The organism is Streptomyces lanatus (genome assembly GCF_014655715.1).
GTDB lineage: Bacteria > Actinomycetota > Actinomycetes > Streptomycetales > Streptomycetaceae > Streptomyces > Streptomyces lanatus.
This window is the reverse complement of sequence record NZ_BNBM01000020.1, coordinates 160928-186867: the sequence shown is the minus strand read 5'-3', so window position 1 is coordinate 186867 and position 25940 is coordinate 160928. Positions and strand designations below refer to the sequence as shown.

Genomic DNA, 25940 nt, shown 5'->3' with positions numbered 1-25940 from the left:
CGACGGCCACCGCGGCCAGGTCACCGACGCTCGCACGCGGTACGTGGACGGGTAAGAGGCTTGTTCCGTCCTCGGACACCGCGGTCCTGGGACACGGCAGGCCCACTGTCACAGGCCCGGCGGGCTGTAAGACTTGTCCCTATGAGCAGCGGCAACGCCCACGACAGCGAACTGGGCGCTTTCCTCAAGGCACGGCGCACGGAGCTGAGCCCGGCCGAGGTGGGGCTGCCTGACTCGGCCGGCAGGCGCAGGGTCAAGGGTCTTCGCCGCGAGGAGGTGGCCTTGCTGGCGTCGATCAGCCCCGATTACTACACGCGCCTGGAGCAGGGCCGCCGCCAGGCTTCCGAACCGGTGTTGGACGCCCTCGCACGGGTCCTCCGGCTCGACGACGGTGAGCGTGCCTACATGTTCGAACTGTCCGGCCGGGACGCCGCCCGACCGCGTCGGCGCACCACGCAGAAGGTCCAGCCGCAGCTTCAGCGTCTCCTGGATGACCTCTCCACCACGCCGGCCGTCGTCCTGGGCCGCCGCACGGACATCCTCGCCTGGAATGCCATGGCGGCCGCCCTGTTCACCGACTTCGCGCGGATCCCGCAGAAGAAGCGCAACTTCGTACGGCTGGTCTTCTGCGAACCGGCCATCAGAGCGCTGTACCCGGACTGGGAGTGGGTAGCGCAGCTGACCTTGGCGCAGCTGCGCATGGAGGCCGCCCGTGATCCGAAAGATCCGCGGCTGGCCGAACTGGTGGGCGAACTATCGCTTCAGGACCCCGACTTCCGGCGCTGGTGGGGCGCACACCGCGTCGCCACCCAGGGATCGGGCACGAAAACGCTGCACCATCCGGTTGTCGGCCCGCTCACCCTCGACTGGTCCTTCCTCACCTCCACCGACGACCCCGAACAGCAGCTCATCACCCTTACCGCCGAGCCCGGCACACCCAGCTTCGACCGTCTGCGCATCCTCGCCTCATGGGCCGCGCAAACCGCCGACCACCCGATTTCGGACCGTTAGAGGCTCGCCTGATTCCGGGGCCACGGATCTGGGCACAGTGGTACGCGATCGTCCTGCCGGTCCACTGTTGCGGCATCGTCAGCCCGTCCGGGTGCGCAGGCTCCGCGTCAGGGTGGGAATCATCACCGCCGCAGGGACGAGGTGCAGCCCGAGGAGGGCGGTGGTGGTGGCGGTGTTTGCCCCGGAGAGGAGGGGCGGGACCAACGAAAGCGCGGTCAGCGACACGGCCGTCCACAAGAATCGATCGGCCGGGCGCGCGCTCCAGCGAAGAAGAGCGACGGCAATGACGACGCCCACGGCCGAAAGGAAGCCGGTCACCACGGCGAACCCGGACAGCGGGATCGTCTCGCCGCCGTCGGGGATCTCGAAGTCGACGCCAGCGGCACGAACAAGCGCCGCGGCGAGGGTGGTGGCCACCATCGCCGCGAGCGTGGCGATCAAGCCGGTGCCGGCGAGCCCGCGGAGTCGGTGGGTGCGGCCGGTCCGTCCCGCTGCCGGGCCTGCGACGGCCCCGATGTCATTCATGCTGTTCATGTCGTTCCTCCATCATCATTCGGTAAATGGCGTACGGGTGTTGACTGGCATGTGACGGTCCCGCGACCACCGCGACACGCGCGCCACCGCGCAGCGTGAGCGTCCGCACCGGGACTACTCCGTGCCGTCCGCCGGCAGGCGCTCCGGCAGCCCGAGCCGCGGGAACTGGTCGTCGTGGAAGATGACGATCTCGGTGATCGCCCCGCCGGTGACGCGCAGGACGTCGATCGTCAGCGGCAGGTACGCGCCCTCCCGCTTCCGCCAGAGGTAGAAGGCGACGGCGGGCTGCCGGTTCACCGCGGTGGGGAAGGCGCGCAGGCCCGTCATGCCCTCGAAGCCGTCCTCGACCCAGTCGTTCACCACGGCGTCGCGGCCGACGTACAGGCCCGGCGTGGGCGGCATCGAGCAGCGGACGTCGTCCCGGAGCAGGGTGGCGAGCCTGCCGATGTCCGTGGCCACGCTGGCGTCGGTGAAGCGGCGCACCAACTCGCGCGTCGCGGCGTCCTGTTCGCCGCCGGTCCAGTCCTGCCGCTCGGCGGGCAGATGTTCCCGCATGCCGGCGCGGGCCCGCTGCAACGCGCTGTTCACGGAGTTGACGGAGTCCCCGAGGAGCTCCGCGACCTTCTTCGCGGGCCAGCCGAGCACGTCCCGCAGGATCAGCACGGCCCGCGGGCGCGGCGCGAGATGCTGAACCGCGACCAGGTACGCCAGCTCGATCGTCTCCCGCGCGACGGCGACGCTCTCCGGCTCGTCCGCGTCACCCGCGGGCAGCTCGTCGAGCAGCCGGTCCGGGTAGGGCTGCAGCCACAGCACCTCGCCGCCGGTCGCGGGCTCCGGGCGGTGCTTGGCGAGCAGGTCGAGGCAGGCGTTGGTGGCGATCCCGTACAGCCAGGCCCGCAACGTCGACCGCCCCTCGAAGGTCTCCCGCCGCCGCCAGGCCCGGAGGAACGTCTCCTGCACGGTGTCCTCGGCGTCCTCGAACGACCCGAGCATCCGGTAGCAGTGCACATGCAGCTCCCGCCGGTGCCGCTCCGCCAGCCCCGAGAACGCCGACTCGTCGACCTCGCCCAGCCCGCTCATGCCCAGCTCCTCCAGCCGCGTGTCCGCGCTCATCGGGTCATCCTTCCGCCCCGTCGTGTCCCGTCGTGGGTGTGACGAGTGCGGGCACGAAAACTCATCACTACGGTCGTTCGGCAGGGCGAATCCGAGGATGAGTGGGGGCGTCACCTTGCGCAGATGGGCCGCGGCGGGCAGGGTCTGCCGGCCGCGGCCGAGTCGGCGCCAGCGGGATCGCGGCGGGGTGAGGCAGTGCGACGAGGCTCCCGGTAGTGCATCCTCGTCGATTGCTTGCCTGATCCAGGCTGTGCAGCAGTTCTTCTGGTGGTCGTTACGCCGCGTCGATGCGGAAGACGCTGCCACCAATGGCGAGCACGTACAGTTCGCCATTGCCGTTCTGCGCGAAGGAGATGACCTCGCCGCCGTTGACTCCGAGGTCGTTCACGGCGGTCACCTTGCCGTTCTTCAACTGTAGGGAGCGGACGGTGCCGTCGCAGTAGTCGCTGAACACGTACTGACCCCTGAGTTCCGGGATCGCCGTGCCCCGGTAGACGTAGCCGCCGGTGACCGAGCAGCCGAAGTTGGAGCGGTCGTACTCATGGACCGGCGGCACGTGGTTGGCGGGTTCCGTGCCGCCGCGGAAGGGATGGGTGCCCTCCATCTGGGCCCAGCCGTAGTTCTCTCCGCCTTTGCTGCGTGCCGGGGCCCAGTCGATCTCCTCCCAGTCGTTCTGGCCGACGTCGCCGATCAGCAGGTCGCCGGTGCCGGCGTCGAAGGAGAACCGCCACGGGTTGCGCAGCCCGTACGCCCAGATTTCGCCCCTCGCGTTCGCTTCGCCCACGAACGGGTTGTCCGGCGGGATCGCGTACGGCGTGCCGCCCCTGGGGTCGATCCGCAGGAGCTTGCCGAGCAGCGTGCCGAGGTTCTGTCCGTTGCCGTGCGGGTCTCCGCCCGAGCCTCCGTCGCCGAGCGCGATGTAGAGGTAGCCATCGGGGCCGATCTTGATGTCCCCGCCATTGTGGTTCGCATAGGGCTGCGTCTGGGTCAGGACCGTACGCCGGGTGTGCGGCTGGATCCTGCCGTGCCGTACGGCGAACTCGTCCACGGTACTGGTGCCTTCAAGGTTGGTGAACGAGATGTAGAAGTGCGCGAACGTCTTGTCGAACGCGATGCCCAGCAGCCCGCGTTCGCCGTCGGTGGTGGTCTCGGTGGACATGTCGAGGACGGGTTTGCCGAGCCCTTTGTCGCCAAGGACCCTGACCGTGCCTGCGCGTTCGGCGATCCAGAGTCTTCCTCCGGGACCGGCGGCGCCGGCGGTCGGGTTCTGGGCCGTGGCCACGTTCGTGAGGGTGACCTTCGCCGCCTGCCGCGCGGCGTCCGGCTCTTCGGCCGACGCCGCCGTGAGCGTGAGGGAAGCGACGAGACAGATCGTGCCGATGATCGCCGAACTTCTGGTGCGAACTCTCACCGTGTTCCTCCTGGAGGCGGTGATCAGGTGCGCGGCCGCCGAGGCTCGTCGTGCAGTGCCGCTGGCGCCAACACGCAACCTGGTGCGGGTGGGGGGGGAGAGAGCGGTGTGCTACTGGCCGGCTACGGATGAGGATACGGGGACACAGCACGCTTGGTATAGACCAACTGGCCGAGAGGTCACGAATCAGCCAAGACGGAGCCGCCTCACTCCGCGGATCGGCCGGATCGCCGCCGGCATCCCGGCCCTCGCCGAGGAGCCGGGCGAGGCCCCCCGAACCCCCGAACCCCCGCCGTCCTGGGCCGCACACGTGGCCGTGCACAACATCGAGCACATGGTCCTGGGCGCAGCCGAGGCGTGACCGTCGAGCAGTTCGCGACCCTGTACGACGTGAACGTCCTGGGCACCCAGCGCGTCAGCCGCACCGCCGAGCCGAGGTTGCGCGAGCAGGACTCGGTTCTACTGAATGCGGATCGACAGCTCCAGCACCCGCGGCGGCCGGCCGTCGTTCCTGGCCCGGTCCACGAGGCGACTGCGCTGGTCACGGCCGTGAACGAGTGGCTGTGACCAGCCCGGTCACAACGGACCTCAGACGACGTCGAATTCGTTGCCTTCGGGGTCCTGCACAGCGGTGGCGTAGAGCCCCATGTCCGGCTCATCCTTGATCCGCAGCACGGTGGCACCAGCTTTGACCAGCCGTTCCACCGTAGCCTTGACCCCCTGTGCGCGGACGTCGAGTGGGACGTCATGGCCCCGACCGACCTTCAGGTCGAAGTGCCACCGGTTCTTGGCGACCTTCGGTTCGGAACCTGCTGGAACCACACCCTCGGTCCACGTCCCGCGGGATCGATGATCGACTCCGGAATATCCCCGGCACCAGTCGACAACTTCGGCGCCCCGGCCCTCGACGACGGCGCGGATCAACTCTGCGAGGGCGGCCGGGTAGGCCGTCTGCGTGAGTGGTGATTTTGTGTCGATGCCGAAGGGCAGGCGGCGGTGCTCGACGAGCGGTACGCCAGCCGAAGATCGCCGGCCGTGGCCGGTGTAAGACCGCGCTCGGCACGTTCCCTGCTCGGCCGGCGCCTCCGTCGCGCCAACTGCGGTCGCCCTGCCCGCCGGGCAAGGCAAAGATTCCGTTGGCGTCGACCGCTTCCGCGCCGCTGCCCGCAGCACTGCACGGTCGCAGCCGTGACAGGTCATGCGACGTCGCTCGGCAGTCCGGGCGACTGGGCGATCTCTTGTTCGGCGGCGTCGATAATCGCCAGTACGGCGGCCGTCGCGGCCGCAGGATCGCGGGCCTCGACGGCTTCCACAATGGCGCGATGGCGCGGCAACGAAGCCTCCACCGCACCGGGGGTCTGGGTACTGACGAGGAAGCTGTGTTCCAGCGCGATGCCGACAGCGCGGCCAAGTGAGCCGAGCAGCCGGTTGTCGCTGGCGTCGAGCAGGGCCCGGTGGAAGGCGATGTCGGCCTCGACATAGCCGCTGCGGCCCGGGGTCGCCGCCGCGGCCTCCATGGCCGCCAGGGCGTCGTACAGGGCTCGTACATCGTCGGAGCCGGCCCGGCCGGCGGCGAGCCGGGCCGCCTCGGGCTCGACGATCCGGCGCAGTTCACCCGTGTCGCGCAGCAGAGCCGTGGCGTCCCCGGCCTGTTTCCAGCGCAGCACGTCACGGTCCAGGTGGTTCCACTGCTCCGGGGGCAGCACGCGTGTGCCGGTGCGCGGGCGTACGTGCAGCATCCCCTTGGCCACCAGTGCCTTGACCGCCTCCCGCAACACGCCGCGGCTGACACCGATCTCGGCCGCCAGTGTGTCCTCCACCGGCAACGGATCCCCGGGCTCCCACGCGCCACCCACGATGCGCCGCCCGAGTTCGTCGACCACGCGCTGGTGCATGGTCAGGAAGTGCACCACGATCTCTGCTCACCCCTGGACGCCATTCATCGAATCATTTAATGATTGAGTGCCAGAGTACGGCTTGCGGGCCCTCACCCGACAGCACCTCAGCGCCTCATCTCCAAGCGGACGACGCCAGAGCCACGGGAGTGACGACATGACTGATGGTCAGAACACGAGCCGCCGCAGCCAGGCGTGGTTCGGCGCTCAAGGCCGCAGCGGCATGGTGTATCGCTCCTGGATGCGCAACCAGGGATTCGGGCACGAGGTGTTCGACGGGCGTCCCGTCATCGGTATCGCGACCAGTGCTTCCGAACTCGCCCCGTGCAACGCGCATCTGACACGCGTCGCCGAAGCCGTCAAGCGCGGAGTGTGGCAGGCGGGCGGCCTGCCGCTCCAGTTCCCCACGATGGCCACCGGCGAGACCTTGATGCGCCCCACGGCAATGCTGTACCGCAACCTCATGGCCATGGAGGTCGAGGAACTGATCCGGGCCAATCCCCTCGACGGTGTCGTGCTGCTGTCCGGCTGCGACAAGACGACCCCCGCCATGCTCATGGGCGCCGCCAGTGTTGATCTGCCCGCGGTCATGGTCACCGGCGGACCGATGCTCAACGGCAAGTACCGGGGCCAGGACGTGGGATCCGGCACCCACGTGTGGAAGTTCGAAGAGGACTTGAAGACCGGCCGGATGACCGAGGAGGAGTGCTTCTTCGCGGAAGGGTGCATGGCCCGCTCCAACGGCCACTGCATGACGATGGGGACCGCCTCGACGATGGCCTGCATGGCCGAGGCGCTCGGCATGCAGCTGCCGGGCTCGGCGGCCTGGCCCGCGGTCGACTCCCGGCGGATGGAGACCGCGCAGGCGGCGGGGCAGCGCATCGTACGGATGGTGGAGGAGGAGCTGCGCCCCTCGCAGATCCTGACCCGCGAGGCGTTCGAGAACGCCATCCGGGTCAACGCGGCCATCGGCGGCTCCACGAACGCGATCATCCATCTCACCGCCATCGCCGGACGTGTCGGCGTCGACCTGCGTCTGCCGGACTTCGACGACCTGGCCCGCGCGGTGCCGACCCTGGTCAACCTGATGCCCAGCGGCACATACCTCATGGAGGACTTCTGCTACGCGGGCGGGCTGCCTGCAGTGATGGCCGAGCTGCTACGCGGCAGGCTGCTGCACGGCGAACAGATCACGGTCACCGGACGCACCATCGCCGAGAACACCGAGAACGCCGAATGCGTCAACTCCGACGTCATCACCGGCCTCGACGCCCCCTTCCAGCCGGCCGGCACCGGTACCGCCGTGCTGCGCGGCAACCTGTGCCCCGACGGCGCCGTGATCAAGCAGTCCGCCGCGTCACCGCACCTGCTCACCCACCGCGGTCCCGCCCGCGTCTTCGACTCCCCCGAGGCCTACCACGAGGTGGCCGACGACCCGGACCTCGACATCGACGAGAACACCGTCATCGTCATCCGCAACGCGGGCCCCAAGGGGTATCCGGGCATGCCCGAGGTCTCCAACGTCCCGCTGCCCGCCAAGCTGCTGAAGGCGGGTGTCACGGACATGGTCCGCATCTGCGACGGCCGGATGAGCGGCACCGGGTACGGGACGGTCGTCCTGCACGTGGCGCCCGAGGCCGCCGTCGGCGGGCCTCTCGCCCTGGTGCGGGACGGGGACCCCGTCGTCCTCGACGTCCCGAACCGGACCCTGCGCCTGGACGTGGACGACGTCGAGCTCACCCGGCGCCGGCAGCGGTGGCAGGCCCCCGCCGAACGGCACACCAGCGGCTACGCCTGGCTCTACACCCAGAACGTGGAACAGGCCGACCGAGGCGCCGACTTCGGTTTCCTTCGCGGAAGCCGTGGACACGAGGTCCCCCGCGACTCCCACTGAGTCCGCCCCCGGTCACCACACCCCTCGCATCCAGGAGAGCATCGATCGTGGAATCGGCAGCAGCGCGCCCTCGTCCGGTCCTCACAGCCCGCTCCGTCCTGCCGGAGGACGCCGGCCGAGCCGCCCTCGTCGCGCGCGTCCACCACCCGGGAGAGAACGGACCGTGTGTGGCCGCGGTCCGCGGCCAGCAGGTCGTCGACCTGACGGCCATCGCCCCCACCGTCTCCGACCTGATGGAACGCGACGACGCGGCGGCGGTCGTCCGCGAGGCCGACGGCGGACACACCTGGCGCCTGGACGAACTACTGCAGGCGCCGACAGGCCGCCGTGACGTTCCGCATCTGCTCGCCCCCATCGACCTGCAGGTGATCAAGGCCGCGGGTGTCACCTTCGCGCGGAGTCTGCTGGAACGCGTCATCGAGGAGCGCACAGGCGGCGATCCCGCGCAGGCCACACGAGTGCGAGCCCGCGTGAAGCAACTGGTGGGCGGCGCCCTCGACGGCATCCGCCCCGGATCGCCGGAAGCGGCCAAGGCCAAGGAACTGCTCGTCTCCGAAGGGCTGTGGTCGCAGTACCTGGAGGTCGGGATCGGGCCGGACCCGGAAGTGTTCACCAAGGCCCCGGTCCTGTCCGCGGTCGGCACCGGTGCCGATATCGGAGTGCTCGGCGCCTCGGTGTGGAACAACCCCGAGCCCGAGATCGTCCTGGTCGTGGACTCGCGCGGCCGGGCACGCGGCGCGACGCTCGGCAACGACGTCAACCTCCGCGACATCGAGGGACGCAGCGCCCTGCTGCTGTCCCACGCGAAGGACAACAACGCCTCCTGCGCGATCGGCCCGTTCATCCGCCTGCTCGACGACGGCTTCGGCCTCGACACCGTACGCGGGCTCGACATCGACCTGCGGGTCGACGGCACGGACGGCTATGTACTGCACGGCAGCAGCTCCATGCGCGAGATCAGCCGCGACGTGCTGGACCTGGTGGCCGCCACGCACGGTCCGCACCATCAATACCCGGACGGCTTCGCGCTGTTCACCGGAACGCTGTTCGCCCCCACCGAGGACCGCCAGGCACCCGGCGCGGGCTTCACCCACGAGTACGGCGACATCGTGCGGATCTCCAGCCCGCCGCTCGGCGCTCTGGTCAACACCGTCGTCCCCAGCGAGCAGGCCGCGCCGTGGACGTTCGGCGTACGAGCGCTGATGCGCAACCTCGCCCAGCGTGGCGTGCTGTGAGACGACCGCACGCCTGGCCCCGTGGTCTCGTGTGCGCAGCGCTGCCACTGCCGCGACGTGCACCGCGCACGCCCGGTTCATGCCCGGGCAACCGACTCCTGCCCGAACCTGGTGTGCAGGCGCCGCGTGTGATCCACGTGGCGCTCGGGACCGGTCAACGTGACCGTGGCGGTCAGGCGCGGATCCGCGCTGGAGGCGGCCAGCCGGACCTCCAGCTCGCCCGGTTCGACCACGCGCCGACCGTCGCGTCCGGTGAAGGCGGCAAGGTCGGCCGGGAGTGAGACACGGACGCGGCATGCCTCGCCCGGCTTCAACTCGACGCGGGTGTAGCCGACGAGGCGCTGCACCGGCTGGACGACGGAGGCAACCGGATCGTGCAGATAGAGCTGGACGACCTCGGTTCCGGGCCGCCCGCCGGTATTGCGGATGGTGAAGGCGAGGGTGAACTCGCCGTCCGTCGGAGCCTCATGGGCGTCCACGGTCAGGTCTGCCCAGTCGAATCGCGTATAGGACAGGCCGTGGCCGAAGGCGAACGCGGGGGTCGGGTCGATGTTGGACACCTCGCTGGCGTGCGCGAGCCGCGCCCCGAGGTAGCTGGCCGGCTGGGAGCCCGGCCCACGCGGCACACTGACCGGGAGACGGCCTGAGGGATTGATGCGGCCGCTGAGCACCCCGGCGATCGCGTGCGTGCCCTCCTCCCCCGGGAAGAAGGACTGCACGATCGCAGCGGACTCCTCCACGGCGCGGCCGAGGGCGTACGGCCGTCCCGCGAGCAGCACGGTGATCACGGGTGTCTCGAGGTCGAGCAGGGTGTCGAGCAGGTGCTGCTGCGCACCGGGCAGGACCAGCGACTCGACGTCGCATCCCTCGCCGCTGGTACCCAGCCCGAAGAGCCCGGCGCGGTCGCCGAGCACGACCAGGGCGATGTCGGCCTCGCGTGCCACCTGGGCGGCCTCGCGGATGCCGGAGAGGTCTCCGTCGTCGATTCCGGTGCCGCGGGCGACCGTGATCTGGGCTTCGGGAAACTCGTCGGCGAGAGTGTCTCGCAGCGTGGGCAGTTCGATGCCGAGTGGGGTCCCGGGGTGGCGGACGCCGATGTGCTGCGGGAAGGAGTAGCAGCCCAGTACCGCCGTGGGCTCGGCCGCGTTGGGACCGATCAGAGCGATACGGCGCGGCCGGGTCAGCGGCAGGGTGCTGTCGTTGCTGAGCAGGATGACCGCCTTCTCGGCGATCTCGCGGGCCAGTCGACGGTTGTCGGGCCGGTCCAGATCGACCTTGCCGCGCAGGGCGGCCGGGTCGCCCAGGTCGGCCCTCTCGAGCGCGGCCGGCTGGGGGTCCCAGTCCTTGTCGAGCAGGCCGAGCATCGCCTTCTGGGTAAGTACCCGGCGCACGGCGCGATCGACGAACGCCTCCGGCACGCGGCCGTCGGCGACGGCCTCGGCCAGGGGCGCGCCGTACGTCTTGACATTGGGCAGTTCGACGTCAATGCCCGCGTGCAGCGCGGCCCCGGCGGCGCCCGCCCAGTCGGCTGCGATGCCGTGCAGGGTCTTCAGGAAGGCAACGGCGAAGTAGTCGGCGACGACAGTGCCGTCGAAGCCCCACGTGTCGCGCAACAGCCCGGTGAGCAGATCCTCGTCGGCCGCGGAGGGCATGCCGTCGGTGTCGGTGTAGGCGTTCATCACCGACCGGGCGCCGCCTTCACGGATCGCCATCTCGAAGGGAGGCAGCAGAACGTCGGCGCGCTCACGTGGGCCCACGGAGGAGGGAGCGAGGTTACGACCGGAGCGGGAGGCCGAGTAGCCGACGAAGTGCTTGAGGGTGGCGACGATCCCTGCGGACTCAAGGCCCTGCACGTATGCCGTCCCGACGGTGCCGACGAGGTACGGGTCCTCGCCGATGGTCTCCTCGACCCGACCCCAGCGGGCGTCGCGCACGACATCCAGGACGGGCGCGAGTCCCTGGTGGACGCCGACGGCACGCATGTCGCGGCCGATGGCGGCGGCCATGCGCCGGACCGTGTCCGGGTCGAAGGTGGCGCCCCAGGAAAGCGGAACGGGATAGGCGGTCGCCCCCCAGGCGGCGAAGCCTGCCAGGCACTCGTCATGTGCGAGAGCGGGGATGCCGAAGCGGTTCGAGGCGGCGATACGGGTCTGGGTGCGGGCCAGGGAGAGCGCACCCAGGGCGGGGTCGACGGGGACCGTGCCGAAGGGCCGGGTCAGCTGGCCCAGCCCGGTGGGCAGGAGTGCGTCGAGATCGACGACCTCCTCCATGTCGTGCTGATGGGGGGCCACTTCACCGCCCTGATCGGAGGCGCCCACCCACACTCCGTACAGCTGTGCGGTCTTCTCCTGGAGGGTCATCGCGTCGATCAGGGCGTCGACTCTCGCCGTGACGGGAAGGGTGGCGTCGTTCCAGAGGGGGATTACCGGGGTGTTCTCTACGGTCACGTGGGCGTTCACTTTCCTCCGCCCGCCAGGGGGCATGGCAGCGGCGTCGATCAACGGCTGAATCCGGCGGTCAGACCGCTCAGCAACTGGCGGCGGCCGAACGCGTACAGGACCAGGACGGGCAGTGTCGTGAGGACGACGGCGGCGAGAACGGCGGGGACATTGACCCCGTACTGGCCCTGGAAGGTCCACAGTGCAAGCGGCAGGGTCCGGCGCTCTGGGCTCTGAGTGAGGACCAGCGGCAACAGGAATCCGTTCCAGATGGTCAGTGCGTTGAAGATGGTGACGGTGAGGATGGCCGGTCGGGTGAGCGGCGCCGCCAGCCGCCACAGGGTCGTCCATTCGGTGGCGCCGTCGACCCGCATCGAGTCGAACAGCTCTTTGGGCACGTCGCGGATGAAGTTGGTCAGCACCAGCACCGACAGCGGAATGGCGAAGGCGATCGACGGGAGGATCAGCGCCAGCAAACTGTCGTACAGATGCAGTTTGATGATGATGAGGTAGACCGGGATCACCGTCGCCTGCAACGGGATGGCCAGGCCCATGAGGAACAGCCCGTTCATCGCCCGCAGGACCCGCAGGCGCCAGCCGCGCACGATCGCGTAGGCGGCCATGAAGGAGAATACGACCGCCGGCACCACGGCACCGGCGGTGACCACGACGCTGTTGACGAAGTAGCGAAAGAAGTCGGACTCGATGACCAGCCGGTAGTTGTCCAGTGTCGGGTCGCCCGATGGCACCAGCGGGTTGCTCGCGTAGTAGCGGCTCTGGGCCTTGAGGCTGGTGATGAGGGCCCAGTACAGGGGTACGGCGACGACGACGAGCCAGAGCCATCCGGCCAGGCCGCCGGCCCAGTTGCGCCGGCGGCCCGCCTGACGGGTGTGGCGTCGCCGCTCGTGGTGGCCGGGCTTCTGCGGTCGTCGCGGCTCGGTGAGCATGGTGGTCACGTCAGACCCCCTCGAGTTGGCTCGCACCGGCGTCCCGGCCCCCGAGCCGGCGCAGCAGCAGGGCGAGGGCCAGCCCCACCAGGACCAGGATGACCGCGATGGCGCTGGCCGGTCCCATCAGGTTGGCCTGGAATCCCCGCTTGTACATGTCCAGGGCGAGGACCCGGGTGGCGTCGCCGGGGCCGCCCTCGGTCAGGACGAAGATGAGGTCGAAGAAGGTCAGCGACCCGACCACCATCAACGTGGACGAGGTGATGATGGTGTATTTCAGCTGGGGCAGCGTGATGCTGAAGAACTGCCGGATCCGTCCGGCTCCGTCCAACTGCGCGGCCTCGTACAGGGATTTCGGGATCTGCTGTACCCCACCCTGGTAGATCAGTGAGTGGAAGGGGATGAACTGCCAGGAGACGACGAAGATCACGACCCCGAACGCGAGCCCGGGCCGCCCCAGCCAGTCCTGGCTCAGTACGTGGATCTTCAGCCCGGCGCCGAGCCCGAAGTTGGGGTCCAGCAGGGCCTTGTAGGCGATCGCGATGGCCGCGGAGCTGAGCATCAGCGGGATGAAGTACACCACTCCCAGCAGCGCGCGGTAGCGCTGGCGGCCGGCCAGGAACGTGCCGAGCAGAATACTCAGCGGAGTCTGAAACGCCCAGGACACGACCATCACCAGGAACGTCACCCAGAGGGCGTGCGGCAGGCCGGGGTTGGTGAGCACCGAACGCCAACTCGCCAGCCCCGACGGGTGGATGGCGCCGATCCCGTCCCATGTGGTGAAACTCAGCGCGAAGACCCCGACGAGCGGAATCACGGCGAAGCCGACGAAGACCACCAGCGCGGGCGTCGCCAGCCACGGCAGGACGGTCCACGGTTCGCGGCGCGGTGAGTGCCCGGTGAGTGTGCTCATTTGCCGGTGACCGCGTTGAGGTTGCGGGCGAACTGCTGTGGCGAGATGGACAGTTGGAACAACTTGGCGATGTTGTCCAGCAGGGTCTCGGCGGCCGTCGGACTGAGCGCTTGGTCCCAGGACTGGCCGAACACCCGGGCCTTGCTGGCGATGTCGTAGGTGAACTGCAGGAAATCGGCGCTCTTGGAGGCGGCCAGCAGCTTCTCCGTGCCCAGCCGGATCGGCACCGACCCGTTGTCGATCCACTTCTTCACCTCGGCGTCCTGGAGGACGCCTGTGGTGAAGTAGTCCTTGGCGATCTTCTTCTGCTCGGCGCTGGCCTTCGAGGAGATGGACAGGTACTGGGCGGGGTTGCCGACGGTGTCGCTCGGATCACCCTTGCCGCCTTCGACGGGCGGGAAGGTCATGTAGCCCAGCCCGCCGCCGGGGACGAAGTCCCCGCCATCGGCCTGCTGAATGCCGTACGACCAGGCGCCGTGCAGCATCATCGCGGCCCTGCCGGTGTACAGCAGCGCCTGGTCGGCGTTGGAGTCCGCGGTGATCGAGGAGAAGCCCTTGACGAACCCGTCGGCCTTGACCAGCTCCTGCACCTTGGCCAGCGCGGTGATGGCGTCCGGGTTTGACCAGGCGTTCTTCTCGCCTTCGATGATGGCCTGGAACACCTCGGGACCGCCGATGCGGTCGAACAGGAACTCCAGCCACATCATGTTCGTCCACCGGGACTGGCCACCGAGGGAGAACGGCGCTATTCCCTTCGCGTTGAACCTGGGCACCAGCGCCATGATGTCGTCCCAGGACTTCGGCGGTTTCACGCCGACCTGCTCGAAGACCTTCTTGTTGTAGTAGAGGATGATCGGCTGCACGGTCTCGCACGGCATCGCGTAGATCTTGCCGTCGACGGTTGCCGCGCCGAACGAGGACGGGAACAACCGCTTCTTGACCTCGGAATGCTCGTCGAACCACGAGGTGAGGTCCTCGACCTGGCCCGCTTCCACGTAGGTACGCAGCGTCCCGCCGCCCCAGCCCCAGATGATGGTGGGCGCCTGCCCCGCGCCGATGGCGGTCTTGATCTTCGTCTTGTACGCGTCGTTCTGGAAGGTGGTGTCCTTGATCTGCTCCTTGGGGTGAGCTTGGTTGAACGCGTCCACCGCACCGGCTCGGACGCTTTCCTGCGGCTGGCCGTTCAGGTACCAGTACGTGGCTCCACCGCCGCTCTTGCCGGGACCGGATGAGCCGCAGGCCGCCAGCGCCGCGGAGACCGGCAGGCCGGCGGCCAGGCCGATGAGGGTACGTCGGGAGAGCGCCATGTTTTCTCCGCACTCGAGAGCCACCGGCTTCTCGTGAATCATGGTGAAAGGTTTTCGAAACAGCCTTCTTCGAGCTCTGTTCGTGCAAGTTAGGTTTCGGCCTGACACCCTGTCAAGGCATGTGCAGTCGCCTTGTCAGACGGCAGCAAGGGCGGCGGTCAGCTGCGTAGTATCGGGCGAGGACGGCCCTCAAGGAACCCTGACAGAGACCGAAATAGTTTCGAACCATACACATTGAGAGCGAGAGGAGGGGACGCGATGATTGCGGCGAAGCACTGCTCTCCAGGCCGAGACGACGGTGGTGGGGAAGGTGGCACAGCCCGGCCGCCACAGCGGGAGGATGCGTTCGCGGAATGCGAAAGCGCTGTGCCGCCAGAGGCCCGACACGGTCTCGGTCACCTCTCCCGGCCGGTACGGCAGTTGGCCCGTGGGACCTGTCGCGGTCGAAGGGCTCGTCGGCACCTCCCCGGACGGGCTCGGTGCCAGGTTGCCGTACGGTTGACCGGTTCCACCCGCGTTGCCGGCCCGACCAGCGGCTCACCACACCGGGGGACGTACAACTGGGAGGAACCGAACCGATGCGAGCGAACACCAGGCGCACCACGTTGGCGGACATCGCCCAAGCGGCTGGGGTTTCCGTCGCGACCGTGTCCAAAGTGGTCAACGGTCGCGGTGACGTGGCGCCGCAGACACGCGCCCGGGTGCAGGAACTACTGCATCAGCACCACTACCTCGCACCCGTGTTCCGCCACACCGAGGCCATCGAAACCCCGACCATCGAGGTGCAGTTCAAGGGCGGCCTGAAGTCGTACGTGGCCGAGACCTTGGAAGGCATCATCGACTCCGCCGCCGAATTGGGGGCCTCGGTGGTGGTCAGTAGGGCCTCCCGCGCCCCGCACTGGGCCCGTGACCTGGTCTCAGCCGGGCGCCGCGCCGTCATCGCGGTCACCAGTGTGTACACCACAGCGCACCTGAGCGAACTGGCCCGGGCCGGGCTGCCGCTGGTCGTGCTGGACCCGCTGCACCTCCCGGACAGCCGGGTCAACAGCGTCGGGGCGACCAACTTCGCTGGCGGCCTGGCCGCGACCCAGCACCTGCTCTCCCTGGGCCACCGCCGCGTCGCCTATCTCGGCGGACCGGCCATGGCCGTATGCAACCAGGCACGCATGCACGGCTACCGCGCCGCCATGGAGGCGCAAGGAGCACAGGTACCCGACACCTACGTCCGGCCCGGAGAATTCACGTACGAGGCCGGATTGCTCGGCGCCACGGCGCTACTGGGGCTGCAAGAGTCACCGACTGCGATCTTCGCAGGCAACGACGAGATCGCCCTCGGTGTCATCGAGACCGCCCGGGCCCGAGGCCTGCGCATCCCCGAAGACCTGAGCGTGATCGGCTTCGACGACACAAGCCTCGCCCAGATGGCCTCACCGCCCCTGACCACCGTGCGCCAGCCGCTACGGGAGATGGGCGGCGCCGCCCTGCGCACCGCCCTCCGACTGGCGAACGGCGAAAAGGTCGAGTCCCACCACATCGAACTCGCCACCGAACTCGTGGTACGCGCCTCAACAGCGCCGCCCCGCGAAGAGGCTTCGGCGCGTACGTGACCGTAGGCGAGGGTCTTCGGGCCGGTTTGGCGAACCGGTCGGACACGTCTTCCGCGCGGGCCGCCGTGAGCGGGACGATCTGCTGTCCGAGGTCGGCCTGCACCTGTCGTTGGAGGAACGAGACCACCTGTTCCGGCTCGCCAGGCACGCGCTGTCCGCCAGGGTCAGGCGCGGCGAACCGCATCACGCCGGGGATGATGCGCATCCTGGACCGGCTGCAGGATGCACCCGCCCAGGAGATGAACCACCTCGGCGAGACGCTGAATCAGACGTGCCTGACGGTGCCGCTGTGGGGCGACGAGTCGGCCTACACCGGCCTGGCGTGCGGCGCGCTCTACCGGTTCAAGGCGCTGGTTCGGCGGTGGCGGCGAGCAGGGCGGTGTCGTCGTCGACCCGGTCGGGGGCGTTGAGTAGCTCCAGGGCCCGTTCGGTGATCTGTTGAGGGTCGGTGCGGGCGGCGGGCGGCAACGTGGCGCAGGTCTGGCGCAGGGCCGCCAGGCAGCCGTCCAGGGACAGGGCACGGTTTTCCACCAGGCCGTCGGTGTACAGCAGGAGGCTGGTGCCGGGCGGGAACGCCACGTCGCGGTCGACCGGGGCGCTGCCCAGTCCCAGCGGCAGCGCCGGGGGCAGCTCCAGATAGGAGATTTCGGCGACTATCAGCAGGGGCGGCAGGTGCCCGCTGGCTGCGTAGCACAGGCGGTGGCGGTGTGGGTCGTAGACAGCGTACAGGCAGGTGGCGAAGCGTTCGGTGTCGATCGACTGCAAGTAGGCGTCCAGCCTGGCCAGCACCTGGGCGGGGCCGGCGCCCTCCATGGCGAGGCTGTGCAGGGCGGAGCGGAGCTGGCCCATCACGATGGCGGCATCCACGTCGTGGCCCATGACGTCGCCGATGGCGAACCCCGCCCCGCCGTCGGGCAGTGCGAGCACGTCGTACCAGTCGCCGCCGACCTCGGCGCCGCGGTTGCTGGCCCCGTAGTGGGTGGCCAGGCGTACTCCGGGCACTTGGGGCAGGCTGTGGGGCAGCAGGGCGCGCTGCAGGGTCAGGGCGAGGCGGCGCTCGTTGTGGTATCGGGTCGCGTTGTCGTAGGCCAGGGCCAGGCGGTGGGCGAGATTCTCCAGATACTTGTGCTCGACCGCGTCGTAGTCGGCCTGCCGGACCAGTACCAGGGCCCCCAGTGTCCGGTCGTGAGCGTGCAGCGGCAGGGCCAGCATGGAAACGGAAGATGGGTGCGGGCCTGCTGAGGCCGGGGCTGTGCCGTTGATCGCTTGGGCGGCAGCGGTGGCCAGGACCTCGCGGGCAAGAAGGGGAGCGCCTGCGATGTATGTCGGGGGCGACTGCACCGGGGCGGTTCTCGCGTCGGTCAGGTGGACGCTGATCTGGTCGGCGAAGTCGGGCAGCAAGATCTGGCCGGCAGTCTGGAGGATCTGGTCCGGGTCGAGGGTGGCGGACAGCCGCAGGCCCGCGTCGGCAAGGGAGGCCAGTACGGCGAGCTGGTTGCGGGTCTCGGTCAGGACCTGTTCGCGCAGCCGCGACAGCTCCAACCCGGTGCGGACGCGCGCAAGCAGCTGACGCGCGGAGAAGGGTTTGGCCAGGTAGTCGTCGGCGCCGGCCTGCCGACCCTGCACGGATTCCTCCTCGCCGGCGCGGGCGGTGAGCAGGACGATGGGCAGGCGGGCGGTGCGGGGGTCGGCGCGCAGTGCCCGGACCAGCTCGAAGCCGTCCATGCGGGGCATCATCACGTCGCTGAGCACCAGCTCCACCGGCTGCGCCAAGGCCACCTCCAGGGCGGCCCGGCCATCGGCGGCAGGCAGCACGTCGTAGTCGGGCTGGAGGAGTTGGGTGAGGTAGGCACGCATGTCGGCGTTGTCGTCGACGACCAGAAGGCGGGGCCGGTGGGGGCGGTGGGTTTCGTGCGGGCCGGGGCCGTGGGCGGCATTGTGGGCCGCGGGGACGTACGGGGTGGGTGCGGCTGCCGTCTGGACGGGGTCAGGCGTCAGCCAGCCCAGTGCCTCATCCACATAGGCCGTGGCGCGGCCCGGCCGGCCGGCCTTCCTGGAGGTTTCCCCGGGAGATCCGGCGTCGGCCGCGGGCGGGACCGGGCGTGTTCGGTGGGTGTCGGCGAACGGGAGGTCCACGGTGACGGTGGTGCCCTGCCCGAGAAGGCTGTCCACGCCGACGGTGCCGTCGTGTGCTTCCACCAGATCCTTCACCAGCACCAGCCCGAGGCCACTGCCCTCGTGGGAGCGGGAGCGGGCGCCGCGGACTCGGTAGAAGCGCTCGAACAGGCGCGGCAGCTCGTTCGCGGGGATGCCGGTACCGGTGTCGGTCACGGTAAGCCTGGCCCGGTCGCCGGCCGAAGCCACCTGGACCCGGGCGCCGCCGGTGAAGGTGAATTTCAGGGCGTTGCTCAGCAGGTTGAGGACGATCTTCTCCCACATCTCCCGGTCCAGGGGCACCGGTTTGGCCAACGGTGGGCAGTCCACCTCCAGCGTCAGTCCGGCCGCCTCGAAGGCGGAACGGAACACCCCGGCCAGCTCGGCCGTGGCACCGGCGAGTTCGACCGGCTCGAGAGTCGGGCGTATCTGCCCGGCGCCGGCCCTGGCAACGTCCAGGAGGGTGTTGACCTGCTTCAGCAGGCGCAGAGCACCGCGCTCGGCGAGCTCCAGTTGCTCGCGCCGCTCGGGCCGGGCCTCGTCGGCCAGGGCTTGCTGGAGCGGGCCCAGGAGCAGGGTGAGCGGGGTGCGCAGTTCATGGCTGACGTTGGCGAAGAAGGTGGTCTTGGCCCGGTCCAGCTCGGCCAGTGCCTCCGCCCGGCGACGCTGCTCGTCGTGGGCGAGCGCGGCCGTCAGCGCCCCTGCCACGGCGGCGGCGAGCACCTCCAGGAAGTCCCGGTAGGCCCCGGACGGCGGGAAGCAGGGGTTGACGCCCACCACCAGGACGCCGCCCATCTGCCCCGCACAGTCCAGCGGCAGAGCCAGTGCCTCCTCGACGGGGAGCCAGGAGGCCGCGGTGTGCTGCCCGGCCGTGTTGCCGCCGGTGAGCGCGGCGGCAGGCAGTGTGGCAGGGGCACCGTCGGCGGCCACCTGCGCCAGCCGGGCCGGGATCTGTGACGCGTCCCCCGCGCTCCGCGAGACCTGCTCAGGCGCCGGCTGGAGCCCGGCGGAGGCCGCCGGCCGCAGCTTCCCCGACTCGGAGGCCAGGTACAGGCCCATGAACGGGACCTCCTCGGGATACGAGTCCAGCACCTCCGCGACGACGCGGGCCACCTCGTCCGGGGTGAGCAGCCCGGCGGTGCGGGCGCCGGTCTCGCTCAGCAGGCGCAGTCGGCGCTCGCCCAGTACCCGGCCGGTGGTCTCGGTGATGATCTGGAACACGCCGCCGGCGGTGCCGTCGTCCAGGAGCACGGGCTGGAAGGAGGAGTCGAAGTAGCACTGTTCCGGAAACCCGTGGCGCTCCATGATGAGCGGCTCATCGGGGATCAGCAGGGACCTGCGGGTGTCGATCACATAGTGGAAGTGGGAGCTCACGGGGTGGTCCCAGACTTCGGGGAACACGTCCTTGTAGGGCCTGCCGAGTGCCCAGGGGTGTTTGGCACCGACGATGGGCGAGGAGCCCTGGTTGTACAACGTGGCGAATTCGGTGCCCCAGTACAGGGCCATCCCGTGCTCAGAGGTGAGCATGAGGCGCAGGGTGTCCACCAGGGGCCCCGGCCAGGACTCTGGAGGCCCGAGCGGTGTCGCCGCCCACTCGATTCCGGCCAGAAGCTCGCCGAACACACCGGCCTCGGCGAACATCCGGGCCGCCGCGGTGCGCGGGTCATCGGGCCGGGTCATTGAGCAACCTTCCTCCTGGCGCCTGTGTGATCCGCCTGCGCTCCCCCAAGGCTGCCGACGGCCACTCGCTGCGGATCTTCCGGCCAGCTCGGACGCCGGATTCAATGGTCCTGGCTGCACTCCTGTCAGAATTACAACATTAAGACGGTCTAAAATGCGATTTTCTGGTCACCATCGATTCATCTTGGACTCGGCTGATGACCGCCACCACCACAGGCAGCCAGGCATGGCTCGGCTGATCATCGCTGCGGCGCCGGTCGCCCGGCGAGCACACGGATGCGTCTGCGCAGTCAGGGACGGACCCAGGCCGTCGCTGCGAAAGAACGTGACGGCAACCCGCTGCGTACCCTGGCGCCATGCGCATGCGCCCCACTCTCGCCTGGACCCCGACTCAGGACTGGCCGTCGGCCACCACCGATCTGAAGCCGGTCACGGATGCACTGGGCACCGGCGGCGTGCTGATACTCAGCGGGGCGGGCATCTCCACGGAGTCGGGTATCCCCGATTACCGAGGCGAGGGCGGGAGCCTGAGTCGGCACACACCGATGACATACCAGGAGTTCACCGCCGGCGAGCAGGCCCGACGTCGATACTGGGCACGCAGCCACCTCGGCTGGCGCACCTTCGGCCGCGCCCGCCCCAATGCCGGGCACCAGGCGGTGGCCGCGTTCGGGCGGCACGGTCTGCTCACTGCTGTGATCACTCAGAATGTCGACGGCCTGCACCAGGCCGCGGGCAGCAAGAATGTCGTGGAGCTCCACGGAAGCCTGGAGCGGGTCGTCTGCCTCTCCTGCGGCTCCTTCAGCCCGCGCCGTGAACTGGCAGAACGCCTGACGGAGGCCAACGCGGGCTTCGATCCGGTGGCCGCAGCGATCAACCCGGACGGCGACGCAGACCTCACGGACGAACAGGTCGGAGACTTCCGTGTCATGCCCTGCAGGCTCTGCGCGGGCATCCTCAAACCGGACGTGGTGTTCTTCGGCGAGAACGTCTCCCCGCAACGGGTCGAACACTGCCGCACGCTGGTCCGTGAGGCGACCTCGGTGCTGGTCCTGGGGTCCTCACTGACGGTGATGTCCGGGCTCCGGTTCGTCCGCCAGGCGGTCCAGACCGGCAAACCGGTACTGATCATCAACCGGGACCCGACGCGGGGCGATCGCCACGCCGTCACCCGCGTCGCCCTCCCACTGGGAACAGCCCTCACCACCATCGCTGGACAACTCGACATCCAGATCGGCTGAAGCCCCCGCACGCCAACGAGATCAACCGCACTCAGCATGTCGACGGGATGGACGTCGGCAGGCGCCCCGAACCAGGGCGCGGTTGTACGGGGGCCGCCCGAGCCTTGTCATCCTGTCGCCGAGCAAGGCACCACGACGGTATCGCCCCGCCGCAGTCCGCGCGGCCCTGTACTGGATCGGCTGGGTGACCACTAAAGGTGATGAAAAGCCTGGTCCCGTCGGAAGCGAGCCCGCCGGACGGTCAGTCGCCGAAGTAGGCCCTGGCAACGGCGTAGCTGTCCTCGTAGAGGTGGTAGCGAGTGATCCGCCCGCCCCGGACCGTGGTGTGCAGGGCGAACGCGGTGTCGATGCAGCGGCCCGTCTTCTTGACCTCGGACACCATGCGCCCGATGAGAACGACGTCGTCACCCTCGGCGATGACCTGGCCGAGGTCGAGCTCCTTGGCTTGCACATGGGTTTGAAGAAGGTCGAAAAAGGTCCGCATGCCCTCTGCCGAGTCGACCTCCGGTACCCACGGAATGCCCGGCGGGTGCGGGATGGAGAACGACACCGAGTCGGCGAACAGCGCCGCCGCCTCCGCACTCTTCCCCTCGGCCAGCAGCGGGAACAAGCGTTGCACGGTCTGCGCCGGTGACTCTGCTGTCATACGTGTCGACGTTACAGGTCCGATGTGCGGCGCAAGCCCATCAATCCCTGATCCAAAGGCATCCTCCAGGCCGTGCCGACACGCGCGGAGGGCAGGTGCCGAGCTCGCCTGTGCGGTGGGTGCACGGCCCGTTCAACAGCCGTCAGCTGAGCTGCTCGGCACTGGGGGTCCGCACGCGGGCAACGACGTGTTCGCCGGCGCGTCCTTCGGCCCGGGACTGACGATAACGATGAGGAAGGTGCCATCTGCTGAATCGTCACGCCTGACCTCCTTCGTGGCGCACGGCCACGCTGGTCGCCGGTTCGCTGGAGCGGTGCCGACAAGCCGCCCTCGCAGCCTCTCAGCTCACAGCCGGCCGCACTTCGGCCGCATGCCGCTTCCGCATTGCCGCGCCGGCGCCCAGTTGACGCCGACGGATGCAGTGATGATGCGCTGCCGCAGCGGGAACGGGGCCGGTGGTGTCGCGGACCCTTCCGCGAAGAACGGCCCTCATGCATCCCTCAGAGCCACACGCCTTCTCGCACACGGCAGTCGGGGTACCCAGCGCGAGGGATCGCCACTAACTCTTAATTTAGTAATTATTATTGACGAGCGTCGGTGACCACTGCAAGATCCTGGCAACCACCCCGTAGGCGAGCGGGCGTTGACCGGTCCCAAGGGCGAACGCCGTACCTTCCGCTGGGCAGCGGTGCCTCAGACTGACGACCGGGACGGTTCGCCACGCCTGATCGGACAGCGAAGGATCCGATGTGAAACGAAGACTCACCGTCCTCCTGGCTCTACTGGCCGGCTTGCTGGTCGTACAGACACCCGCCCGCGCCGTCCCTCCGGCCGGCAGCGTGGCCGCATCCACGTCGGCGCCTCAGCAAGTGCTGAGCCCGACGCCGTACATGGGCTGGAACACCTACTACGCACTGGGTGGCGATCCGACCGAGGCGGAGGTCAAGTCGATAGCGGACTTCCTGGTCAGCAGCGGTCTGCGCGACGCCGGTTACCGGTACGTCTGGATCGACGGCAACTGGGCGGCGCCGACCCCGCGCAGCTCGGCCGGCGACCTGGTGCCCAACCCCGCCCAGTTCCCGAACGGGCTGAAGCCGCTGGTCGACTACATCCACTCCAAAGGTCTCAAGGCGGGCATCTATACCGACGCCGGCCCGTACATTCCGGGCAAGTGCGGACTGGGCAGCCACGGTTACTACCAGCGCGACGCGAACCAGTTCGCGGCCTGGGAGTTCGACGCGGTCAAGGTGGACTACCTCTGCGGGATCGCCGCGGACCTCGACCCGAAGACCGTCTTCACCGAGTTCGCGCAGGCGTTGCGGAACAACGCCGGCGGGCGCCCCATGATCTTCAACCTCTGCAACCCGGTGACCTCCCCGGACTGGGGCAACTACCCGGAGGAGCAGCAGTCGACGTACTCCTGGTCCTACGCGCCTGCGATCGCGCAGTCCTGGCGGACGTACACGGATGTCGGTTTCGTCGGCGAGATCAAGTTCAAGGACGTGCTGCGGAACTACGACGCGAACGCGCGGCACCCGGAGGTCGCCGGGCCGGGTCACTTCAACGACCCGGACTACCTCGGACCCGAACTCGGCATGAATGACGAGGAGTTCCGTACGCAGATGACGCTCTGGTCGGTGGCGGCAGCGCCGCTGGTGATCGGCAGCGATGTCCGTAAGCTCAGCAAGACCTCGCTCGGCATCCTCGAGGACCGCGATGTCCTCGCCATCAATCAGGACGCCGCCGGCGTCCAGGCCGTCCGCGTCGGCCCTGCCGGTACGACGGAGACCTGGGTGAAGCGTCTGGCAGGCGGTGACCGTGCCGTGGTGCTGCTGAACCGCGGCGACAGCCCGGCGACCCTGACCACGAAGGCGTCGTCGGTCGGGCTGTCCGGGGATCGGTTCACCCTGAAGAACGCCTGGACCGACCGGGTCACCGAGAGTTCCGGCACCATCAGTGCCGCCGTCCCCGCTCACGGCGCAGCCCTGTTCCGGATCAGCCGGGCCACGGGCAAGCCTGGTGTTCCTCACGTCGTCGCCGGCATTCCGCAGGTGACGAAGGTCGGCGGCCATGCGGTGCCTGCCGGGGTCGCCCCGGTGGTGGCCGGCGGCGACGAGGCCCGGGTCGAGGTCACCGTCCGCAACGACGGGGCGCGGCCGGTCTTCACGCCGCGGGTCGAGCTGGCGGTGCCCGCCGGATGGACCGCCCGTCCGCTCGGCAGAGCGCCGAAGGTGCTGACGTCCAACCGCTCCCTGACCCAGGCCTTCACGCTGACCCTGCCCGCCACCGCCGCGCCGGGCAGTGCCACGCTGACCGCCACCACCTCCTACGACGTGACCGGCAAGGGAAGGCTGCGGCAGGAGACGTCCGCGCCGCTAGTCGTGGCACCGGCGCCGCCGGACGGCGACGTCGTCCTGTCGCACCACGACTGGATCAGCGCCACCAGCGGGTGGATGAGCCCGACGGTCGACCGGAGTGTCGGCGGCTGGACGCCGATCAGCATGCTCAGCCAGGTGTACCCGACCGGTATCGGGGTCGCCTCGCCCTCCACGGTCCGCTACTACCTCGGCGGCCAGTGCACCCGGCTGACCACGACCGTCGGAATCGACGACGCGGTGCGCGACGTCGGCCCGGAGGGCGGCACGTCGACCTTCCAGGTCATCGGTGACGGCCGGGTGCTGTTCGACAGCGGCGTACTGGGCCGCGACGACGTCCGCCAGGCCGACATCGACCTGACCGGCGTCCGGGTGCTCGACCTGGTCGTCGGCGACGCCGGCGACGGCGGCTACAACGACCGCGCCAACTGGGCCGGTCTGAACACCACTTGCTGATCCGGGTCGGCCGCCCCGCGTGTGACGTCACGCGCGGGGCGGCCGATTCAGTGATCAGTTGAGGCGCCGTGGCACGATCGCGCGCCCTTGTTGCCCAGCCGAGTCCTCGATCACCCACCACTTCAGCAGCGGCTCAGAGCCCTCGCCCGACACGCTGTGCGGCCGGGAGGCCGTCCCGGTCTCCTCCCCAGCGACCGAGCAGATCCGCCCGCGCATCATGCCGGTGCGATCTTGAGGAACAACGTCGAGTACTTCGCCGATCTGTACCTGATCCCGGGACGGCCGCCCGCTGGTTACCCGTCAGGGACCTTCCGCTGCCTGCCGTCAGGACGACGTTGTCATGGTCACCCAGACAACGTTGCCACCCGTGAGCCTGGAACGGTCGACACCCCAGCTGCCGGCGATCGCCTGCACGAGTAAGAGTCCGCGGCCGCTTTCGTCCTCGGGGCCCGGCTCGCACGGGGGCATGCTCCTGGTGACGTGGCCATGGTCGTGGACTTCCAGCCGCAGACAGGTGTTGGCGACGAGTCCTATGCCGCACAGGATCCGTGCGCTGTGCGTGTGGCGTACGGCGTTGGTGACCAGCTCGGACACCAACAGCACGGCGTCAGCTGCCAGGTCGACGGGCAGTCGCCAGGCGGCCATGCCCTTGCCCGCGAAGCCTCGGGCGATCCTCACGCTGGAGCGATGGGCCGGGAGTTCGAGCCAGCGGGTGCGCTCCGGGTCGGGGACGTCCACGAGCTGAGGGGGGTGCATCGTGTGGGGGGACACGGTGGTTCGCCTTCCATCGGTGAGCGTGCGCAGTCAGATGACGGGAAGGTGAGCAACGGGCGGGCCGGAAAGGGGTGTTCCGGACCGCGCCCCGAGACTCGAACGCCCATTGCATGCCAACTCGCGCACATATAGGGCTGGTTGGCCCAGACGTGTGGACGTTCGCCAGGGTCGTTCACTCAACTCACTATGCTCTCAGTGGAGTTCATGCTGCAAGCTACTCACTGATAATTTCAGCAAGACGGTATCGGTCTGGTGGCATCACCAAGTAGCTGTCAGACTGCTACTGGTGACAGATCCTCAGGAGGTTCG

General features: G+C 69.1%; 17 protein-coding genes and 2 pseudogenes. 7 read left to right on the top strand and 12 right to left on the bottom strand.

Features of this window, described 5'->3' with window-relative positions; all coding sequences use genetic code 11:
* The first annotated feature begins 141 nt into the window (after positions 1 to 141).
* Positions 142 to 1011 (top strand): helix-turn-helix domain-containing protein, encoded by an 870-nt coding sequence (locus IE325_RS38550; RefSeq protein WP_190074819.1) that lies wholly within the window; start codon positions 142 to 144, stop codon positions 1009 to 1011.
* Positions 1012 to 1089: 78 nt separating this feature from the next.
* On the opposite strand, the gene IE325_RS38545 is transcribed toward IE325_RS38550, so the two are convergent.
* The 3 genes from IE325_RS38545 to IE325_RS38535 all read right to left on the bottom strand — a co-directional run bounded on the left by IE325_RS38545 (position 1090) and on the right by IE325_RS38535 (position 4069).
* Entirely contained in the window at positions 1090 to 1545 is a 456-nt protein-coding gene (locus tag IE325_RS38545; RefSeq protein ID WP_190074818.1) for a DUF6069 family protein, read from the bottom strand.
* 114 nt (positions 1546 to 1659) lie between these two features.
* Entirely contained in the window at positions 1660 to 2658 is a 999-nt protein-coding gene (locus IE325_RS38540) for an RNA polymerase subunit sigma-70 (protein ID WP_190074817.1), read from the bottom strand.
* 274 nt (positions 2659 to 2932) lie between these two features.
* Entirely contained in the window at positions 2933 to 4069 is a 1137-nt protein-coding gene (locus IE325_RS38535; protein WP_190074816.1) for a PQQ-dependent sugar dehydrogenase, read from the bottom strand.
* A 357-nt stretch (positions 4070 to 4426) separates the two neighbouring features.
* Here IE325_RS38535 and IE325_RS38530 point away from each other — a divergent pair, with 357 nt between their 5' ends.
* Complete coding sequence (locus IE325_RS38530) at positions 4427 to 4636, top strand: hypothetical protein (RefSeq protein ID WP_190074815.1); 210 nt, start codon at positions 4427 to 4429, stop codon at positions 4634 to 4636.
* Between the two features lie 21 nt (positions 4637 to 4657).
* On the opposite strand, the pseudogene IE325_RS38525 reads toward IE325_RS38530, so the two are convergent.
* Positions 4658 to 4959: pseudogene (locus tag IE325_RS38525) on the bottom strand (VOC family protein); the annotation flags it as partial.
* A gap of 306 nt (positions 4960 to 5265) precedes the next feature.
* Positions 5266 to 6008: pseudogene (locus IE325_RS38520) on the bottom strand (FadR/GntR family transcriptional regulator).
* A 113-nt stretch (positions 6009 to 6121) separates the two neighbouring features.
* Between IE325_RS38520 and IE325_RS38515 the strand changes: the two are divergent.
* The gene (locus tag IE325_RS38515; RefSeq protein ID WP_190074814.1) at positions 6122 to 7858 is read left to right on the top strand and encodes an IlvD/Edd family dehydratase; all 1737 of its coding nucleotides are present in this window, start codon (positions 6122 to 6124) and stop codon (positions 7856 to 7858) included.
* Positions 7859 to 7905: 47 nt separating this feature from the next.
* The gene (locus tag IE325_RS38510) at positions 7906 to 9093 is read left to right on the top strand and encodes a fumarylacetoacetate hydrolase family protein (protein ID WP_190074813.1); all 1188 of its coding nucleotides are present in this window, start codon (positions 7906 to 7908) and stop codon (positions 9091 to 9093) included.
* A 77-nt stretch (positions 9094 to 9170) separates the two neighbouring features.
* Here the strand turns inward: IE325_RS38510 and IE325_RS38505 are convergent, their stop codons facing one another.
* Genes IE325_RS38505 through IE325_RS38490 form a run of 4 tightly spaced genes read right to left on the bottom strand, consistent with a single transcriptional unit; the run spans position 9171 to position 14698 of the window.
* A complete protein-coding gene (locus IE325_RS38505; RefSeq protein WP_190074812.1) occupies positions 9171 to 11552 on the bottom strand; it encodes a beta-xylosidase/alpha-l-arabinosidase in 2382 nt (793 codons plus the stop codon).
* Positions 11553 to 11590: 38 nt separating this feature from the next.
* The gene (locus IE325_RS38500; protein WP_190074811.1) at positions 11591 to 12487 is read right to left on the bottom strand and encodes a carbohydrate ABC transporter permease; all 897 of its coding nucleotides are present in this window, start codon (positions 12485 to 12487) and stop codon (positions 11591 to 11593) included.
* 1 nt (position 12488) lies between these two features.
* Positions 12489 to 13391 carry a carbohydrate ABC transporter permease gene (locus IE325_RS38495; protein WP_190074810.1) on the bottom strand — a complete coding sequence of 301 codons (903 nt, stop codon included), beginning with the start codon at positions 13389 to 13391 and terminating at the stop codon, positions 12489 to 12491.
* Complete coding sequence (locus IE325_RS38490; protein WP_190074809.1) at positions 13388 to 14698, bottom strand: extracellular solute-binding protein; 1311 nt, start codon at positions 14696 to 14698, stop codon at positions 13388 to 13390. Before IE325_RS38490 ends, IE325_RS38495 begins: the two co-directional genes overlap by 4 nt.
* A gap of 578 nt (positions 14699 to 15276) precedes the next feature.
* Between IE325_RS38490 and IE325_RS38485 the strand changes: the two genes are divergently transcribed.
* Positions 15277 to 16305 carry a LacI family DNA-binding transcriptional regulator gene (locus tag IE325_RS38485; RefSeq protein WP_190074808.1) on the top strand — a complete coding sequence of 343 codons (1029 nt, stop codon included), beginning with the start codon at positions 15277 to 15279 and terminating at the stop codon, positions 16303 to 16305.
* Between the two features lie 342 nt (positions 16306 to 16647).
* Here the strand turns inward: IE325_RS38485 and IE325_RS38480 are convergent, their stop codons facing one another.
* Positions 16648 to 20139 (bottom strand): SpoIIE family protein phosphatase, encoded by a 3492-nt coding sequence (locus IE325_RS38480; RefSeq protein ID WP_190074807.1) that lies wholly within the window; start codon positions 20137 to 20139, stop codon positions 16648 to 16650.
* A 356-nt stretch (positions 20140 to 20495) separates the two neighbouring features.
* Between IE325_RS38480 and IE325_RS38475 the strand changes: the two genes are divergently transcribed.
* Entirely contained in the window at positions 20496 to 21380 is an 885-nt protein-coding gene (locus tag IE325_RS38475; protein ID WP_190074806.1) for an NAD-dependent protein deacetylase, read from the top strand.
* Between the two features lie 241 nt (positions 21381 to 21621).
* Here IE325_RS38475 and IE325_RS38470 read toward each other — a convergent pair whose 3' ends face one another.
* A complete protein-coding gene (locus IE325_RS38470) occupies positions 21622 to 22026 on the bottom strand; it encodes a nuclear transport factor 2 family protein (RefSeq protein WP_190074805.1) in 405 nt (134 codons plus the stop codon).
* 749 nt (positions 22027 to 22775) lie between these two features.
* Here IE325_RS38470 and IE325_RS38465 point away from each other — a divergent pair.
* Positions 22776 to 24857, top strand: a complete 2082-nt coding sequence (locus IE325_RS38465; protein WP_190074804.1) for an NPCBM/NEW2 domain-containing protein — start codon at positions 22776 to 22778, stop codon at positions 24855 to 24857.
* Between the two features lie 324 nt (positions 24858 to 25181).
* On the opposite strand, the gene IE325_RS38460 is transcribed toward IE325_RS38465, so the two are convergent.
* On the bottom strand, positions 25182 to 25613 hold the full coding sequence (locus IE325_RS38460) for an ATP-binding protein (protein ID WP_190074803.1): 432 nt from the start codon (positions 25611 to 25613) through the stop codon (positions 25182 to 25184).
* Positions 25614 to 25940: the final 327 nt, after the last annotated feature.

Bases quoted from the DNA above. Each gene is read 5' to 3' on its own strand.
- IE325_RS38550 (WP_190074819.1), top strand. From the start codon at position 142: ATGAGCAGCGGCAACGCCCACGACAGCGAACTGGGCGCTTTCCTCAAG.
- IE325_RS38545 (WP_190074818.1), bottom strand. From the start codon at position 1,545: ATGAACAGCATGAATGACATCGGGGCCGTCGCAGGCCCGGCAGCGGGA.
- IE325_RS38540 (WP_190074817.1), bottom strand. From the start codon at position 2,658: ATGAGCGCGGACACGCGGCTGGAGGAGCTGGGCATGAGCGGGCTGGGC.
- IE325_RS38515 (WP_190074814.1), top strand. From the start codon at position 6,122: ATGACTGATGGTCAGAACACGAGCCGCCGCAGCCAGGCGTGGTTCGGC.
- IE325_RS38495 (WP_190074810.1), bottom strand. From the start codon at position 13,391: ATGAGCACACTCACCGGGCACTCACCGCGCCGCGAACCGTGGACCGTC.
- IE325_RS38490 (WP_190074809.1), bottom strand. From the start codon at position 14,698: ATGGCGCTCTCCCGACGTACCCTCATCGGCCTGGCCGCCGGCCTGCCG.
- IE325_RS38485 (WP_190074808.1), top strand. From the start codon at position 15,277: ATGCGAGCGAACACCAGGCGCACCACGTTGGCGGACATCGCCCAAGCG.
- IE325_RS38480 (WP_190074807.1), bottom strand. From the start codon at position 20,139: ATGACCCGGCCCGATGACCCGCGCACCGCGGCGGCCCGGATGTTCGCC.
- IE325_RS38475 (WP_190074806.1), top strand. From the start codon at position 20,496: ATGCGCATGCGCCCCACTCTCGCCTGGACCCCGACTCAGGACTGGCCG.
- IE325_RS38470 (WP_190074805.1), bottom strand. From the start codon at position 22,026: ATGACAGCAGAGTCACCGGCGCAGACCGTGCAACGCTTGTTCCCGCTG.
- IE325_RS38460 (WP_190074803.1), bottom strand. From the start codon at position 25,613: ATGCACCCCCCTCAGCTCGTGGACGTCCCCGACCCGGAGCGCACCCGC.